13 protein-coding genes and 1 pseudogene are annotated in these 18,002 nt (G+C 42.3%); 12 read left to right on the plus strand and 2 right to left on the minus strand.

Features of this window, described 5'->3' with window-relative positions:
• The first annotated feature begins 188 nt into the window (after window positions 1-188).
• The 9 genes from sdhC to sucD all read left to right on the plus strand — a co-directional run bounded on the left by sdhC (window position 189) and on the right by sucD (window position 11,886).
• On the plus strand, window positions 189-587 hold the full coding sequence (sdhC, locus tag J502_RS11080; protein WP_005404293.1) for a succinate dehydrogenase, cytochrome b556 subunit: 399 nt from the start codon (window positions 189-191) through the stop codon (window positions 585-587).
• On the plus strand, window positions 587-952 hold the full coding sequence (sdhD, locus tag J502_RS11085) for a succinate dehydrogenase, hydrophobic membrane anchor protein (protein ID WP_005015742.1): 366 nt from the start codon (window positions 587-589) through the stop codon (window positions 950-952). Before sdhC ends, sdhD begins: the two co-directional genes overlap by 1 nt.
• 12 nt (window positions 953-964) lie before the next feature.
• Entirely contained in the window at window positions 965-2,800 is a 1,836-nt protein-coding gene (gene sdhA, locus J502_RS11090; protein ID WP_034684134.1) for a succinate dehydrogenase flavoprotein subunit, read from the plus strand.
• Window positions 2,801-2,814: 14 nt separating this feature from the next.
• Complete coding sequence (locus J502_RS11095) at window positions 2,815-3,525, plus strand: succinate dehydrogenase iron-sulfur subunit (protein ID WP_005015737.1); 711 nt, start codon at window positions 2,815-2,817, stop codon at window positions 3,523-3,525.
• A 563-nt stretch (window positions 3,526-4,088) separates the two neighbouring features.
• Window positions 4,089-6,929 carry a 2-oxoglutarate dehydrogenase E1 component gene (locus J502_RS11100; RefSeq protein ID WP_005025010.1) on the plus strand — a complete coding sequence of 947 codons (2,841 nt, stop codon included), beginning with the start codon at window positions 4,089-4,091 and terminating at the stop codon, window positions 6,927-6,929.
• Window positions 6,929-8,152 carry a 2-oxoglutarate dehydrogenase complex dihydrolipoyllysine-residue succinyltransferase gene (gene odhB / locus J502_RS11105; RefSeq protein WP_005015734.1) on the plus strand — a complete coding sequence of 408 codons (1,224 nt, stop codon included), beginning with the start codon at window positions 6,929-6,931 and terminating at the stop codon, window positions 8,150-8,152. The genes J502_RS11100 and odhB overlap by 1 nt, the downstream gene beginning before the upstream one ends.
• A gap of 61 nt (window positions 8,153-8,213) precedes the next feature.
• Complete coding sequence (gene lpdA / locus J502_RS11110) at window positions 8,214-9,647, plus strand: dihydrolipoyl dehydrogenase (RefSeq protein WP_034684135.1); 1,434 nt, start codon at window positions 8,214-8,216, stop codon at window positions 9,645-9,647.
• 169 nt (window positions 9,648-9,816) lie between these two features.
• Entirely contained in the window at window positions 9,817-10,983 is a 1,167-nt protein-coding gene (gene sucC / locus J502_RS11115) for an ADP-forming succinate--CoA ligase subunit beta (protein ID WP_005015729.1), read from the plus strand.
• Between the two features lie 12 nt (window positions 10,984-10,995).
• Window positions 10,996-11,886 (plus strand): succinate--CoA ligase subunit alpha, encoded by an 891-nt coding sequence (sucD, locus tag J502_RS11120; protein ID WP_034684137.1) that lies wholly within the window; start codon window positions 10,996-10,998, stop codon window positions 11,884-11,886.
• A gap of 513 nt (window positions 11,887-12,399) precedes the next feature.
• On the opposite strand, the gene trpS is transcribed toward sucD, so the two are convergent.
• The gene (gene trpS, locus J502_RS11125) at window positions 12,400-13,413 is read right to left on the minus strand and encodes a tryptophan--tRNA ligase (RefSeq protein WP_034684139.1); all 1,014 of its coding nucleotides are present in this window, start codon (window positions 13,411-13,413) and stop codon (window positions 12,400-12,402) included.
• A 207-nt stretch (window positions 13,414-13,620) separates the two neighbouring features.
• Here trpS and J502_RS11130 point away from each other — a divergent pair.
• Window positions 13,621-14,554: pseudogene (locus tag J502_RS11130) on the plus strand (DUF808 domain-containing protein).
• Between the two features lie 45 nt (window positions 14,555-14,599).
• Entirely contained in the window at window positions 14,600-15,499 is a 900-nt protein-coding gene (ypfJ, locus tag J502_RS11135) for a KPN_02809 family neutral zinc metallopeptidase (RefSeq protein ID WP_034684141.1), read from the plus strand.
• Window positions 15,500-15,552: 53 nt separating this feature from the next.
• On the opposite strand, the gene J502_RS11140 is transcribed toward ypfJ, so the two are convergent.
• Window positions 15,553-16,110 carry a hypothetical protein gene (locus J502_RS11140; protein WP_034684142.1) on the minus strand — a complete coding sequence of 186 codons (558 nt, stop codon included), beginning with the start codon at window positions 16,108-16,110 and terminating at the stop codon, window positions 15,553-15,555.
• Window positions 16,111-16,354: 244 nt separating this feature from the next.
• Between J502_RS11140 and J502_RS11145 the strand changes: the two genes are divergently transcribed.
• The gene (locus J502_RS11145) at window positions 16,355-17,854 is read left to right on the plus strand and encodes a cation:proton antiporter (RefSeq protein ID WP_005406943.1); all 1,500 of its coding nucleotides are present in this window, start codon (window positions 16,355-16,357) and stop codon (window positions 17,852-17,854) included.
• Window positions 17,855-18,002: the final 148 nt, after the last annotated feature.

Consider the following 18,002-nt stretch of genomic DNA (forward strand, 5'->3'; position numbering starts at 1 on the left):
TTTTATTGTTAATGATTCTTATTTAATGAGATTTTTATAGAAAAGCGCCAGTTGATTGTTTGTATTTTGACAGACCACGTTTTATAATTCGATGTCGTTTATAAGTCTTAGGCATTTGCTTGCCTGACAATGCCAGCTTTCCTTCGAATTAATTCCAACAAACTCCAGCTGGAGTTTTTACCTACAGGATGCCCGCTGTGAAAAGCAACAGACCTGTCAATTTGTCCATGGGTCAGGTGTTAGCAGTAAACTTACGCTCACCCGTGGCTATTGCATCAATTTTGCACCGTATTTCCGGTGTGATCGTATTCTTACTCGTTCCAGTTCTTTTATGGCTCTTAGATAAGTCATTATCTTCACCGGAAGGTTTTGCTCAAGTTCAGGAAATCTTTAGCGGTTTCTTCGTACGTTTTATCGTATGGGTATTTGTAGCTGGTTTGATTTATCACTTCTTCACTGGTCTTAAGCACTTGCTTGCTGATATCGGTGTGGGTGAAGGCCTGCAAAGTGGTCGTACTGCAGCTACAATTTCATTGGCTCTGTCTGTGATTGGTATCATCGCAGCCTTTGTATGGATTATGTTCTGATGAAAAGTGCTACAGGATTAACAGGTTCGGGTTCTCGCGACTGGTACATTCAGCGTATTAGTGCTGTGGTACTGGCAGCTTATACTGTTGTGGTTTTAGGATGGATCCTACTAAATGGCGGATTCACTTACGAGCAATGGTCTGGCTTTATGATGACAGTGCCAATGAAAATATTTTCATTGTTGGCGATCTTATCACTTATCGGACACGCATGGATTGGCATGTGGCAGGTGTTTACAGATTATGTAACTACCCGTCAGATGGGACCTTCAGCTAATGGTTTACGCCTTGTGCTTACGTCTGCAGTCATTATTGCTGTGTTTGTGTACGCAATCTGGGGTATCCAGATTTTCTGGGCGAATTGATAGGAAGATATCATGGGCGCGATAACCCCTAAAGAAGATTATTCAAATATTCAAAACCTCACTTTCGATGCAGTCATTGTAGGTGGTGGTGGTTCAGGTATGCGTGCTTCTTACCAGCTTGCTCAAGCAGGTTTGCGAGTTGCAGTACTGACCAAAGTATTCCCGACCCGTTCCCATACAGTTGCAGCGCAGGGCGGTATCGGCGCATCACTGGGTAACATGCAGGATGATAACTGGCATTACCATTTTTATGACACTGTAAAAGGTTCAGACTGGTTGGGTGACCAAGATGCAATCGAGTTCATGTGCCGTGAAGCACCGAAAGTTGTTTATGAACTTGAACACTTAGGTATGCCTTTTGACCGTAACGCAGATGGTACAATTTATCAGCGTCCATTTGGTGGTCACTCTGCAAACTATGGTGAAAAGCCAGTTCCACGTGCCTGTGCAGCAGCTGACCGTACTGGTCACGCACTTTTGCATACGCTATATCAAAGCAACGTGAAAATGGGAGCTCAGTTCTTCGTTGAATGGATCGCTCTTGACTTGATCCGTAACGAAGAAGGTGAGGTACTGGGTGTAACAGCAATTGACCAGGAAACAGGTAATATTGCTGTGTTCCAGGCAAAAGCAACACTGTTTGCTACAGGTGGTGCTGGTCGTGTTTACCGTGCATCTACTAATGCTTATATTAATACAGGCGATGGTCTGGGTATGGCTGCTCGTGCTGGTATTCCATTACAGGATATGGAATTCTGGCAATTCCACCCGACAGGTGTCGCGGGCGCAGGTGTATTGCTGACTGAAGGTTGTCGTGGTGAGGGTGCAATCCTTCGTAATAAAGACGGCGAACCGTTCATGGAACGTTATGCACCGACTTTAAAAGACTTGGCACCACGTGACTTTGTATCACGCTCTATGGACCAGGAAATTAAAGAAGGCCGTGGCTGTGGTCCAAAGGGTGATTATATCTTGCTTGATATGACTCACTTGGGTGCGGATACAATCATGAAGCGTTTGCCGTCTGTATTCGAGATTGGTAAAAAATTCGCAAACGTTGATATTACTAAAGAGCCGATTCCGGTGGTGCCCACTATCCATTACCAGATGGGCGGTATCCCAACCAATATGCATGGCCAAGTTGTACTGCCTGAACCAGGTACAGACAACTACACCAAGCCGGTAAAAGGTTTCTATGCTATTGGTGAATGTTCTTGCGTATCTGTACATGGTGCAAACCGTCTAGGTACAAATTCATTGCTTGACCTAGTGGTATTTGGTAAGGCTGCGGGCGAACATATTATTGATTACGTGACTAAACATCACGGTGATGAATATGCTCCGCTGCCAACTAATGTTTTACAGCAGACCGTAGCCCGTATACGCAAGCTGGACGAATCTACTACTGGTGAAAATGCACAAGAAGTAGCTGATGCGATTCGTGATATTGTTCAGGATCATGCAGGCGTATTCCGTACTCAAGCCTTGCTTGATGAGGGTGTTAAGCAGATTCTTGCGATTGAACCACGCGTTCGTAATATTCACTTGAAAGACAAATCTAAAGTATTTAACACTGCGCGTATTGAAGCTCTGGAAGTTGAAAACTTGTATGAGGTAGCAAAAGCCACCTTAATTTCAGCAGCTGCGCGTAAAGAATGTCGTGGTGCTCATACTGTGGTTGATTATGAGTTACCAGCAGATCACCCGACCTATTCATATGGTCGTCGTGATGATGAGTGGATGAAACACACTCTGTGGTACTCGGTAGATAACCGTTTGGAATATAAGCCAGTGCGTTTCAACCCGCTGACTGTTGATCCAATTCCACCAGCACCGCGTACATTCTGATCAGGAGTATAAAGATGAGTAGAGGTACTCGTACATTTCACATCTACCGCTATGATCCTGATAAGGATAAAGCGCCGTACATGCAAACTTTCAAGCTTGAGCTGACTGATAAGCACCGTATGTTGCTTGATGCTCTGCTGGCGTTAAAAGTACAGGACGAAAGTCTGACTTTTCGCCGCTCTTGCCGTGAAGGTATTTGTGGTTCGGATGGTGTAAATATCAATGGTAAAAATGGTTTGGCTTGTCTTGAAAACTTGAATGACCTGCCAAATGAAATTACTATTCGTCCATTACCGGGTCTGCCAGTAATCAAAGATCTGGTTGTTGATATGAACCAGTTCTACGAGCAGTATAACAAGATCCAGCCATTCCTGATTAATAATCAGCCTGCACCGCCAAAAGAGCGTTTGCAGACTCCGGAAGAGCGTGATCATCTGAACGGTCTGTATGAATGTATTTTATGTGCATGCTGTTCTACTGCATGCCCATCATTCTGGTGGAATCCTGATAAATTCCTGGGACCGTCAGCATTGCTAAATGCTTATCGTTTTATTATTGACTCGCGTGACACAGCGACTCAGGACCGTCTGGCACGTATGGATGACCCGTTCAGTCTTTTCCGTTGTAAAGGTATTATGAACTGCGTATCTGTTTGCCCTAAAGGTTTGAATCCGACTAAGGCAATTGGTCATATCCGTAATATGCTACTTGATCAAGCCGGTTAATTAATCCCTAAAAAAGAGCGTACATCACAGGTGTGCGCTCTTTTTGTTCATTTGTGTAAAAGATAGGGGACTTTATTTGTAATTCGCTCTATTTTTTATATAAAGCACCGTATGTTAAAGCATAAAATTTTTAATGTATTTAGCCAATTTATAGGAGGTATGTGTCAAAAAAATCAATTCAATCTGGAGTTCATGTTACGATATAACACACAGTTATATTTGAAAAAAATGGCTATTCTATTGTTTATTTATTAAGCATATTGAGGATGGTTGAGCAAAATTTTACTAAAAGTTGCTTTAGAAAAGCTAATTCGCCGATTTATCTTTTCTAAGACGATTTTGCAAAAAAATTGCTCGGTATTGCCGAGTATATAAATGAATGATGATGCAGGTAAGAGCGTTATGATTCATAACACACACCGGTCAATTCTGGTGTGATTATAGCGCCCGTGGTCTGAGTACCGAGTGGGTATTAATGTCATTTTACCAATTTGGCATTATCAAGCATGGGTATGCTTAACAAGCAACCTGTAATGTTTTTGCAATAGGAAATGGGTCCACAAATGCAAGAAGTTGCTGACGCATTGCGTCTTGACACTGAACTTTCCGCTGATAGTGCAGCGTATATTGAAGAGCTTTACGAGCAGTACCTGACTTCTCCGACCTCAGTAGGTGAGGATTGGCGCCAGTATTTTGATAAATTCCCTAAAGGTGATCAGCCTCACAGCAATGTACGTGAGCAATTCCTATTATTAGGACGTAATGGTAGCCGTGGACAACCAGTTGCGCAAAGTGCAGTAAGTTCTGAACATGAACGTCGTCAGATTGGGGTGTTGCAATTAATTGCAGCTTACCGTAACCGTGGGCACCAGAAAGCCAAATTGGATCCGTTGGGCTTGGCAAAACGTGAAGATGTTCCTGATCTTAACCTGTCTGCACATGGTTTGACCAAATCTGATCTGGATACTGTATTCAATACAGGTAATCTGGCAATTGGCAAGACGGAAGCTACCCTTGGTGAAATGATTGAAGCAATGGAGGCGACTTATTGCGGCTCAATCGGTGCCGAGTATATGCACATTGTTGATACCAAGGAAAAGCGCTGGATTCAGCAACGTCTTGAAGGTGTACGCGGTAAATATGATTTTACTGCTGACCAGAAAAAATTATTTCTTGAGCGTTTAACTGCAGCTGAAGGCCTAGAAAAATTTCTGGGTAATAAATATGTAGGTGCTAAACGCTTTGGTGTGGAAGGTGGTGAATCTTTCATTCCTATGGTCAATGAACTGATCCAGCGTGCCGGCTCAGTAGGCTGTAAAGAAGTTGTGATTGGCATGCCACACCGTGGCCGTTTAAACCTCCTGGTCAATATTATGGGTAAAAACCCGGCTGACCTGTTTGGTGAGTTTGAAGGCAAAATGCTGAATAAGAAAGGTTCTGGTGACGTTAAATATCACCAAGGCTTTTCTTCAAACGTAATGACACCAGGCGGTGAAGTACACCTTGCTTTGGCATTTAACCCATCCCATCTTGAAATTGTTGGACCTGTAGTTGAAGGTTCAGTGCGCGCGCGTCAAGTACGTCGTAAAGATATCGGTGGTGACGATGTATTGCCATTAATTGTACATGGTGATGCTGCATTTGCAGGTCAGGGCGTGAATATGGAAACTTTCCAGATGTCACAGACCCGTGGTTATACTGTAGGCGGTACGGTTCATATCATTGTGAACAACCAGGTTGGTTTTACAACTTCTGACCCGCGTGATGCGCGTTCAACTGAATATAGTACTGACGTTGCCAAAATGATTCAGGCACCTATCTTCCATGTGAATGGTGATGATCCTGAGGCTGTAATTTTTGCTACTCAATTGGCGCATGATTTCCGCCATACTTTCCGTAAAGATGTAGTAATTGACCTGTTCTGTTATCGTCGTCGTGGCCATAATGAGGCGGACGAGCCAGCAGCAACTCAGCCAATCATGTATCAGGTTATCAGCAAGAAACCGACAACCCGTACTTTATACGCAGACAAACTTGTTCAGGAAAATGTTCTGGACCGTGCTGCTGCTGACAAGATGGTTGAAGATTATCGTGCTGATCTTGAAGCAGGTAATCATGTTGCCAGTGCACTGGTTCTTGAGCCAAATACTAAAATGTTTGTGGACTGGGCTCCGTATCTTGGCCATGACTATACCGATGACTGGGATACCTCATTTGACTTGACTCGCCTGAAACAGTTGGGCGAAGGCATGCGTAAACTTCCTGAAGGTTTTGTAATGCAGCGTCAGGTTCAAAAAGTAATTGATGACCGCCTGAAAATGCAAACTGGTGAAATGCCATTAAACTGGGGTGCTGCTGAAACTCTGGCTTATGCAACATTGCTAGACGAAGGTTATCTGGTACGTATTACCGGTGAAGATGTAGGTCGTGGTACCTTCTCACATCGTCATGCCAAACTTCATAACCAGACAGATGGTTCCACTTACATTCCGCTTTGCCATGTAAAAGAAAACCAGCCACGTTTTGCATTATATGATTCGTTGCTGTCTGAAGAGGCTGTACTTGCATTTGAATATGGTTATGCAACCACTATTCCGCATGGCCTAATTATTTGGGAAGCACAGTTTGGTGACTTCGCAAACTGTGCCCAAGTCGTGATTGACCAGTTTATTGCTTCTGGTGAAACTAAATGGGAGCGTGTATGTGGTCTGACCATGTTACTTCCACATGGTTACGAAGGCCAGGGCCCTGAGCACTCATCTGCTCGTCTTGAGCGCTTCTTGCAGCTATGTGCAGAAGACAACATGCAGGTGATTACTCCAACAACGCCTGCACAGATTTTCCATGCGCTGCGTCGTCAGGCAGTACGCCCGATCCGTAAACCAATGATCGTTATGTCTCCTAAGTCGCTGCTTCGTCATAAACTGGCAACTTCGACTCTGGAAGAGCTGGCAACGACTTCATTCCAGACAGTGATTGATGAGATCGATACACTTAACAAGGCCGACGTTACCCGTCTGGTGCTCTGTGGTGGCAAAGTCTATTATGATCTGCTTGAAAAACGTCGCGAGCAGGAACTGAACAATACTGCAATCGTTCGTATTGAACAGTTGTATCCATACCCAGAAAAACGCCTTGCTGAAGTTCTTGCCTCTTATCCAAACGTGAAAGAACTCGTGTGGTGTCAGGAAGAGCCGAAAAACCAAGGGGCCTGGTTATTTATTGCGCCGCGTTTATATGACGACGTAATGAAAACAGGTAAGCAAGTCCGTATTAGTTACGCAGGACGTGAAGCATCTGCAGCACCTGCATGTGGCTCACCTTATTTGCACGCAAAACAACAAGCTCAGCTTATCAATAATGCTCTAGCAATCGAAGCTGAACAATCAGGAGATTCTAAATAATGGCAACCGAAATTAAAGCCCCGGTATTCCCAGAGTCAGTTGCTGACGGCACGATCGCAACTTGGCACAAGAAAGTCGGTGAAGCTGTTTCACGTGATGAAGTCATCTGTGACATCGAAACTGACAAAGTTGTTCTAGAAGTGGTTGCCCCTGCAGACGGTGCTCTGGTTGCTATTGTTAAAGATGAAGGCGACACAGTTCTTTCTGATGAAGTAATTGCACAGTTTGAAGCAGGTGCTGGAGCTACAGCAGAGCCAGCTCAAACAGCAGTAACTTCTGATGGAAATGTGGAAAATGCATCTGCTAATACAGAAGCTGGTCCAGCTCCTGTAGTTGAGCGCAGCCAGCCTGTACAGGATCAGGCACCTGCTGTACGTAAAGCTTTGACTGAAACAGGTATTAACGCTTCTGATGTTTCTGGTACAGGCCGTGGTGGTCGTATTACTAAAGAAGACGTAGCAAACCATCAGTCTAAACCAGCTGCTGCAGCTCAGCCTCAAGCGCTTAGCGTAGCTGTAGGTGAGCGTATTGAAAAACGTGTTCCGATGACACGTCTGCGTAAACGTGTTGCTGAGCGCCTGCTTGCAGCAACACAAGAAACAGCAATGTTGACTACGTTTAATGAAGTTAACATGAAGCCAATCATGGATATGCGTAACCAGTATAAAGATGCGTTTGAAAAACGTCATGGTGCGCGTCTGGGCTTTATGTCTTTCTTTGTGAAAGCAGCAACTGAAGCGTTAAAACGCTATCCGGCAGTCAATGCTTCAATTGATGGCGACGATATCGTATATCACGGTTTTTATGATATTGGCGTAGCAGTTTCTTCTGATCGCGGTCTTGTAGTACCTGTCCTGCGTGACACTGATCGTATGAACTATGCTGAAGTTGAAAACGGTATTCGTGCATATGCTGGCAAAGCGCGTGAAGGCAAACTTGCAATTGAAGATATGACTGGTGGTACTTTCACAATTACCAACGGTGGTACTTTTGGTTCGCTACTTTCTACTCCGATTTTGAATACGCCACAAACTGCGATTCTGGGTATGCATAAAATCCAAGAGCGTCCTATGGCTGTAAACGGACAGGTGGAAATTCTGCCAATGATGTATTTGGCATTATCTTATGATCACCGTTTAATCGATGGTAAAGAAGCAGTAGGCTTCCTTGTAACAATCAAAGAATTGTTAGAAGAGCCAGCTAAACTTATCCTTGATCTTTAATACTTACCAGCAAAATAAACCAGGATAAAGTCTCCCTTTATCCTGTTACTTGGAGATAAATATGTCTCAACAGTTTGATCTTGTTGTGATCGGTGGTGGCCCAGGTGGTTATGAAGCAGCAATTCGTGCTGCACAGCTGGGCTTCAAAGTTGCTTGTATTGAAAAACGTATTCATAAAGGTAAACCATCTCTGGGTGGGACCTGTCTAAACGTTGGCTGTATCCCATCTAAAGCATTGCTTGACTCTTCTCATCGTTATGAAGATACCGTTCATCATTTGGGTGATCATGGTATTACAACAGCTGAAGTGAAATTTGACCTTGAAAAGATGCTTGCTCGTAAAGACAAAGTGGTAGAGCAACTGACCGGTGGTGTAGCTCAGCTACTTAAAGGTAATGGGATCGAGTGGCTGCAAGGTACAGGTAAACTGCTGGCAGGTAAAAAAGTTGAGTTTGTACCATTTGAAGGTGAGACTCAGGTTCTAGAACCTAAATATGTAATTCTGGCATCGGGTTCTGTACCAGTAAATATTCCTGTTGCTCCTGTAGATCAAGATCTGATTGTAGATTCTACCGGTGCACTTGAATTCCCTGAAGTTCCTCAGCGTTTAGGGGTAATCGGTGCAGGTGTAATTGGTCTTGAGCTAGGTTCAGTATGGCGTCGTCTGGGTTCAGAAGTTGTTGTATTTGAAGCTATGGATGCATTCTTACCAATGGCCGATAAAGCACTGGCTAAAGAATTCCAGAAAATCCTGACTAAGCAGGGTCTGGACATCCGTATTGGTGCGAAAGTTTCTGGTACTGAGATCAATGGTCGCGAAGTAACTGTTAAATACAGCCAGGGCGGCGAAGATAAAGAACAGACTTTTGATAAGCTGATTGTGTGTGTAGGTCGTAAAGCTTATGCAGAAGGTCTGTTAGCTGAAGACTCAGGTATAAAACTGACAGAACGTGGTCTGGTAGAAGTAAATGATCATTGCGCAACTTCTCTTGAAGGTGTTTATGCGATTGGTGATTTGGTTCGTGGTCCAATGCTTGCACATAAGGCAATGGAAGAAGGCGTAATGGCTGTTGAGCGTATCCATGGCCACGCTGCACAAGTAAATTATGACACTATCATCAGTGTAATCTATACCCATCCGGAAGCAGCATGGGTCGGTTTAACTGAAGAGCAGGCAAAAGAAAAAGGCCACGACGTTAAAACTGGCCAATTCCCGTTTGCTGTGAATGGTCGTGCACTTGCTGCAGGTGAGGGCGCAGGTTTTGTAAAATTTGTTGCTGATGCTAAAACTGACCGTCTACTGGGTATGCACGTAGTAGGTCCGGCTGCCTCTGACATCGTTCATCAGGGTATGATTGCCCTTGAATTTGTATCAAGTGTTGAAGACTTGCAGTTAATGACTTTTGGTCATCCAACTTTCTCTGAAGTTGTGCATGAAGCAGCTCTTGCAGTCGATGGACGTGCAATTCACGCAATTCAGCGTAAACGTAAATAAGATTAAAGAAAGAGCGGTTCAAGAGCCGCTCTTTTTTGCTTCATGGGTTGCAATGATTGGAACAACCCTCTAAATATAAAGATAAGATTAAATAATTGCTAATGTGTACCGTGATGGAAGGGTACATAGAAGTATGGATAAGAAAGTAGAACTAGTAAAAGGTAAGTAAATGAATTTACATGAGTATCAAGCCAAAGCGCTATTAAAAAAATATGGTATGCCTGTTCAGGAAGGTATTTTAGCAACCAATGCTGATGAAGCTGTTGCTGCCTTTGAACAGCTTGGTGGAAAGTTTGCAGTCATTAAGGCCCAGGTGCATGCAGGTGGCCGTGGTAAGGCCGGTGGTGTACAGGTTGTTAAGTCAAAAGAAGAAGCCGCAGATTATACCAGTCGTATTATTGGTACACGCCTAGTCACCTACCAGACAGATGCCAATGGCCAGCCAGTCAATAGCGTACTGGTCTGTGAAGACGTTTATCCTGTGGAGCGTGAATTATACTTGGGTGCTGTGGTTGACCGCTCTACTCGTCGCATTACTTTTATGGCATCCACCGAAGGTGGTGTTGAAATTGAAAAAGTTGCAGAAGAAACACCTGAAAAAATTATTAAAGTTACAGTAGACCCTTTGGTTGGCCTGCAACCATTTCAGGCACGGGAAGTAGCCTTTGCACTGGGTTTGAAAGATGGCCAGATTAATCAGTTTGTTAAGCTGATGACAGGGGCTTACCATGCTTTTGTAGAAAATGATTTTGCCCTGTTTGAAATTAACCCGCTGTCTGTACGTGAAAATGGTGACATTCTTTGTGTAGATGCCAAAGTGGGCATTGATTCCAATGCACTGTATCGCTTACCAGAGGTCTCTGCGCTACGTGATAAGTCTCAGGAAAATGAACGCGAGCTTAAAGCTTCTGAATTTGACCTGAACTATGTAGCCTTAGAAGGCAATATCGGCTGTATGGTAAATGGTGCCGGTCTTGCTATGGCAACCATGGACATCATCAAATTATATGGTGGACAACCAGCCAACTTTCTAGATGTAGGTGGTGGTGCAACGAAAGAGCGGGTGATTGAAGCATTTAAAATTATCCTTGCTGACAGCTCTGTTCAGGCAGTATTAATCAATATTTTTGGTGGTATTGTACGCTGTGACATGATTGCAGAAGCAATTATTGCTGCGGTTCAGGAAGTGAACGTAACTATTCCTGTAGTCGTACGACTTGAAGGTAACAATGCCGAGCTTGGCGCCAAGTTACTGGATGAATCCGGCCTAACACTTATTTCTGCTCAGGGCCTAGCTGATGCCGCAGAAAAAGTTGTTGCAGCAGTCAAAGCATAAGGAGTATCAATCATGAGCGTATTAGTAAATAAAGACACCAAAGTATTGGTACAGGGTTTTACAGGTAAAAACGGAACTTTTCATTCAGAACAGGCCATTGCATACGGTACAAAAGTAGTCGGTGGTGTAACACCAGGTAAAGGCGGCCAGAGTCATTTAAATCTTCCTGTATTTAATACCATGCGCGAGGCGGTACAGGAAACTCAGGCGGATGCGTCTGTGATTTATGTGCCTGCACCATTTGTACTGGATTCTATTATAGAAGCAGTAGATGCAGGGATTGGACTTATTGTAGTCATTACCGAGGGTGTACCTACTCTTGATATGCTTAAAGCCAAGCGTTATCTGGAAACCAATGGTAACGGTACGCGTCTGATTGGACCAAACTGTCCGGGTATCATTACACCGGGTGAATGCAAAATTGGAATTATGCCGGGACACATTCATCAGCCAGGCCGTATTGGAATTATTTCCCGTTCTGGTACGTTAACTTATGAAGCGGTATCACAAACTACCCGTCTGGGATTAGGCCAATCTACCTGTATTGGTATTGGTGGAGATCCAATTCCAGGAATGAACCAGATTGATGCGCTTAAATTGTTTCAGGATGATCCCGAGACTGATGCGATCATTATGATTGGTGAAATTGGTGGGACAGCCGAAGAAGAAGCTGCTGAATATATTCAATCAAATGTGACCAAGCCAGTTGTGGGTTATATTGCCGGTGTAACAGCTCCAAAGGGCAAACGTATGGGCCATGCAGGTGCAATCATTTCTGGTGGTAAAGGAACAGCAGAAGAAAAATTTGCTGCTTTTGAAAAAGCGGGTATGGCATATACACGGAGTCCGGCAGAACTAGGTTCTACTATGTTACAGGTGTTGAAAGATAAAGGCCTAGCTTAAGTAGACAGTAAAAAAGCTCCAAAAGGGGCTTTTTTATTATGAGAATGATGGAGAGAATAAATTCTTCTTCAACGCTATTAGGATTGTAGGTTTAACTTAAGCTTACTTGACTCTATAGTTGTTCACTTTGAAGCAAACTACTTTAAGTGGACTAGATGAGTAATTTACTTTAATTTAAGTCTATAACTTGTAGATTTTGATATATCATATTTTTTATAGACAAAAAAATACGCAATGATTGGGGTGATCATTGCGCAGAACAACGAATCTGTATACACAGCTTCGGTTAAGGAGAAATGTCATGAATTTAGAAGCTTTCTAAATCATGAAAGTATAATATTTGAATACCTGAGTAACTTCCTTGGTATTCACGTTAACAAGTGTTAAATCACGTTAAACTATGGGTTATATTGTAATTTTTTGAACTATGATATTTTATGCAGTTGAATTTTAAGAAATTAATATTCCAATTAAAAAGGCCCTTAAAGCAGGGCCTGTATTAATACTACAATTTTAAAAGTGGAACATTCCTAGACCGCTTTTAATTTCATCTAGAGTTTGCTGGGTAATAACCTGACATTTTTGAGTGCCTTGACGTAAAACATCCATAATATAGTCCGGATCTTTTTGCAATTCTGCACGACGTTCACGAATTGGACCGATCAGCTCTTTTAAAATACCTTCTAGACGCTTCTTCACAGTGCCATCACCTAGACCACCACGACGATAATCGGCTTTTAATTCTTCTAATTCTTCTTTATTGGTATCGAAAGCATCAAGATAGGTAAAAACCACATTACCTTCTACCTGACCCGGGTCTTCAATACGCAAATGATTAGGATCAGTATACATGGCATTAACTGCCTTTTTAATATCCTTATCTGAAGCATCCAGAACAATGGTATTACCCAGAGATTTAGACATTTTGGCCTTGCCATCAAATCCCGGTAAACGGCTCATGTTAGAAAGTAAGGCTTTACATTCAGGCAAAAGCTCGCGGCCAATCTGACGGTTAAGGCGACGAACAATTTCATTCGTTTGTTCAATCATTGGAATCTGGTCTTCTCCTACCGGCACAACAGTAGCTTTGAATGCCGTAATATCGGCAGCCTGTGCGACCGGATAACATAGAAAACCTGCCGGGATATCGCGCTCAAAACCTCGCATCTGAATTTCAGACTTGATCGTTGGGTTACGTTCCAAACGCGACACCGTCACAAAGTTCAAATAGAGCATGGTCAGCTCATTGAGTGCCGGTAATTGAGACTGCACGCATATGGTGGTTTTTTCCGGATCAATACCCACTGCTAAATAATCTGTAGCGACTTCCAGAATATTCCGACGTACTTTTTCAAAATTATCGGCATTATCAGTTAAAGCTTGAGCATCGGCGAGTAACAGGTGCTGGTGATGGGAGTCTTGCAAGCCTACACGAGAACGTAGTGAACCTACGAAATGTCCTAGATGGAGCTGTCCAGTCGGGCGGTCACCAGTCAAAATAACTGGGCGGGTATCTTGATCACTCATGATGCATTCCAAAGCGGTTGTAAATTAAGCAAAATATATTAATTGATGAAGTCTATTGTAAGGCATAAATACTGGCAGTGCCTCTTTACAATAAACTCCAGCTGGTAAAAAGTGAGAAATTTAATAGATAAACATATAAAGCTTATACACTTTCTCTGATTAAAGCGATTTAAACTAGCTATATAACGATAAGATTGGGAACATAAAATGGCGAGCAGCTTGCTTTTATTATTAGATGATATTGCCACAATTCTGGATGATGTCGCAGTCATGAGTAAAATGGCTGCAAAAAAAAACCGCAGGGGTGCTAGGTGATGACTTGGCTTTAAATGCCCAGCAAGTCAGTGGTGTCCGTTCAGATCGGGAATTGCCAGTGGTCTGGAGCGTAGCAAAAGGCTCATTTGTGAATAAAGTTATTCTGGTACCTTTAGCGTTGCTTATCAGTGTAGTTGCTCCATGGTTAATTAGCCCATTGTTAATGATTGGTGGCTTATTCTTGTGCTATGAAGGTATAGAAAAAGTTTTGCATTCACTACAGCGTAAAAAGCCACATAGTCCTGAAGAAGCAATTGCCAAGCTCGAACAGGATGAGATTGATTTGCATGCCTATGAAAAAGATAAAGTCAAAGGTGCAATTCGAACAGATTTTATTCTTTCTGCTGAAATTGTAGTAATTAGCTTGGGTACAGTTGCAGCAGCCAGTTTTATGACTAAAGTTACAGTACTAAGTATTATCGCTATTGTAATGACTATAGGCGTGTATGGACTGGTAGCCATGATCGTAAAAATTGATGACTTGGGCCTGCATTTGACTGAACAGGTTTCAAATTTTAAACAGCGTATTGGTCAGGCTCTTTTGAGCTTTGCCCCGATTTTGATGAAGACTTTATCAATCGTCGGTACCATTGCTATGTTTCTGGTCGGGGGAGGCATTATTAATCATGCTGTTCCTCTAATACATCATTTTACTGAAGATACTGTTGATCATGTTGAACTGATTCCTACTTTGGGGCATATCGTAGGAGCAATTACACCAACTTTAATAAATTTGGGAATCGGCATAGTAGCAGGTTTTATTGTTCTGCTTTTAGTCAGTGGAGTTAAAAAAATCTGGCCAAAATCTAAACAGAAATCTGCTTAAGCTATCAGCTTTTGCGACATCGTAATAATAGGGAAGGGGTAAACTATGCGTTGGAAAGGTCGCCGTGTCAGTACTAATCTGGAAGATCGCCGGGGGGGAGGCGGAGCAAAAGCAGGGGGTATCAGTATATTAGGTCTGATTGTTGCCTTTGTCGCCTGGAAGTTTTTTGGTGTAGATCCGCAACAGGCTTATCAGGCAACAAAACAGGTAACCGCCGGACAGCAGATAGAAAGCGTCGGCCTGGAAAATCCAACGCCCCAGCAGCAAGAAGCCGCAGATTTTGTCGGGACTGTTCTTGCTGATACCGAAGACACCTGGCAGGCAATTTTTCAGGAGCAGGGGCAAAATTATACCCCTCCTAAACTGGTCTTGTTCAGTGGCATGGTTAATTCACGTTGTGGTACTGCACAGGCGGCAATGGGGCCATTTTATTGTCCAGCTGACCAAAAAGTTTACATAGATACCAGTTTCTTTAAAGATATGCGCCAGCAGATGGGAATTTCTGGTGAGCAGAACCAGACAGAACTCTCTCGACAAGACCAAGCCGGAGACTTTGCTCAGGCTTATGTAATTGCACACGAAGTGGGTCACCATGTACAGAACCTGTTAGGTATCTCTTCTCAAGTGCAACAGGCTCGCAGCCGTGCCAGTCAAGTACAGGGAAATCAGCTTTCAGTCCGGCAAGAGCTTCAAGCAGACTGTTTGGCCGGAGTGTGGGCACATCATAACCAGCAGCGTACCCAGTTTCTAGAGCAGGGTGATGTTCAGGAAGCAATGGATGCTGCCCATAAAATTGGTGATGACTATTTGCAAAAAAGTGCAACTGGACAAGTTGTACCTGATAGCTTTACGCATGGAACCAGTGCACAACGTATGCAGTGGTTCCAGACCGGCTTGAAGAGGGGTGATCTTAACCAGTGCGATACTTTTAACCAGCCAGTTTAAGGCAGTTAAAAGAATTATTGAGTACAGAAAAGATTATTACTGTACTCAATAATCTATTTTGTTAAAAAACTGCGAAAATTTTTCAAGATACGAATACTTGAAATTAATGCAATGATCGTAAACAGAAAAACTCCTAACAAGTAATATTTAAGGGCAGACATATCCTGTTGATAGAAATTAATCACTTGTTGTTGTGTTAAGGTTAAGTTGCCTGGCATGTTAGTCTGAGTATCTACATAGTTTATAGACTGAATATATTGATAAGGGCCAATAATTTGTAGAACTGCTTTTCGAACTTCTCTATATGGACTTTTATCATAGCCAGAAAGACAGAGCGTAGTCTGATAATGCTCACAACTGATTTTACTGATATATCCTTTGCCTTTTAAAACAATAAAAATTGCTCGATCTGGCTTTTGGCTGTTAGACAGGAGCAGATAAGACTGTTGATTGCTTGAAACCAGCTCAATCTGTTGGCGGTGCTCTAGCCATGTATTCGCCTGTGCCAGTGTGTTGAATTTGCTGTAACAGGTCAGTAATAGTGCCAGAGTTACAGTAAAAATGATTAAAGCCAGGATAAGACGAAAAATGAATTTTAAAGATTGATGCATGAAAAGAAATATACAGCCAGTATTTATGAGAAATATTATTATAGTTTGAAATAATCTGGAAACGGCAAAAGCCGAATTGTTTATGCGAGAACCAGGTCTATTTAAAATGAAATAAAATTATCCATGACCTACCCCTAGAAATGGGAGTAAAATTCCCAATTAAGAGTTTTATAACTGATATTCATCTAGAAGTGACTGATTGGATGCGTTTTAAGAAAGCCAGCAGTTATATTCAAGGATTCGCATGGGCAATTTTTTTCTTCTTCAAGCTTTAACGGTTATTTTTGCACTTTCAATCGCAACTACAATTTTTAATAAACGTATTTTAGACTTTCCTCAGGCGATTGGTGTGCCAATTGTCTCGGCAGTTTTTGTATTTATTTTGCAGTGGGGTGCGAGCTTACTTAATGGTAACCAGTTTATAGTCATTAATATTCATAATATTGAAGAAGCTGTACGCGGGATTGATTTCTACGACTTTCTTATTAATGGCGTAATCTGTTTTATCCTGACCTCGTCTGCGCTTAAATTTAAAATTTCTGACTTAAGAAGTCACTGGAAACCCATTGGAATTCTAGCCACGATTGCACTGGTAATCTGTGCTGTATTTTTCGGTGGCATCCTTTATGGTTTTCAGGCATTAATTGGAAATCCGGTCCCTATTTTAGTCTTGCTGTTATTGGGATCTGCTTTAGGTGCAACAGATCCAATCGGAGTTAAAGGGGTGTTAAGTTCAGTTAGAGCACCTCATCATTTGATTGTGAAACTCGAAGGTGAGTCACTGTTTAATGATGCAATGTGTATCGCCGTCTTCATGACTTTACTGAATGTATTACAAGGCGAACATTTTACCTTATTGGGCACATTAGAAAATTTTCTCTATGAAATTGTGGTAGCTGTAATTATCGGTTGGGGGTTCGGTTTAGGAATTTTACGCTTATTGCGCGGCAAGCATGAAATGGAGTCCCTGATCCTGACAACTGCGCTGCTGGCCTGCGGTTCTTACCTGGTTGCCCTGTTTGCTCATGCTTCTGCACCAATTGCTTGTGTTATTGGTGGTCTCATTGTTGGGAATAAATGGAAAGAAATCCTGCATGATCGTGAAATTCGTGAAGTAAATCATTTTTGGCATACTGTAGAAGGCATTATTAATTCATTTCTATTTACATTAATCGGATTGGAGCTGTTCATTCTGGACTTGAGTAGTAGCATGATCCTTGGAGGGATATTTGCATTTTTTGCCCTGCATATTTCACGGTTTGCCGCAAATTTCTTATCTTTTGCCTTTTTCCCATCTTTTCGCAAAAAGAGTTATAACGGTAGCTTAACCATTTTATCGTGGGGAGGAGTGCGGGGTGGTATTTCACTGGCACTCATATTAGCTGTGGCTAATATTCCACAACTACGTGAATATAGCAGTATTTTGATTGGCTATACTTTCATTAGTGTATTGCTTTCAGGTGTGGTTTGCGGTTTAGGACTACCAGCCGTTATGAATGCTTTTTACTATAATCCAAATGAAGAGACTCAGGGCTTTAAAGGATGGTATCAACGTTTATGCCACAAAATGAATCGTAAAGGTTTTAAATATATTGTGGGAGAAGATGCGAATGGTAATGAAACCATTACTGTGTATCAGCCCGAGGAAATAATGGACCAGAAAACTGATGACGGCATTACAGCTGTCCATCATCCGATAAAAGCACAAGAGGTCAAACGTCTGGAAAGTCCTGACAATTTTTAAAGGCAATTTGATATACAGACTATTTTAGGAATAAATAAAAATTAAGATACTAGATCGACTATTTTTAATAAATTTATCCTAAGTGTTACTATGTATTTCACTGTTGATTTTATGTGAAAGATGAAAATATTTCTTATTCACATATCTT

Origin of the sequence: Acinetobacter sp. 1294596, from assembly GCF_000582925.1 — a bacterium.
GTDB lineage: Bacteria > Pseudomonadota > Gammaproteobacteria > Pseudomonadales > Moraxellaceae > Acinetobacter > Acinetobacter radioresistens.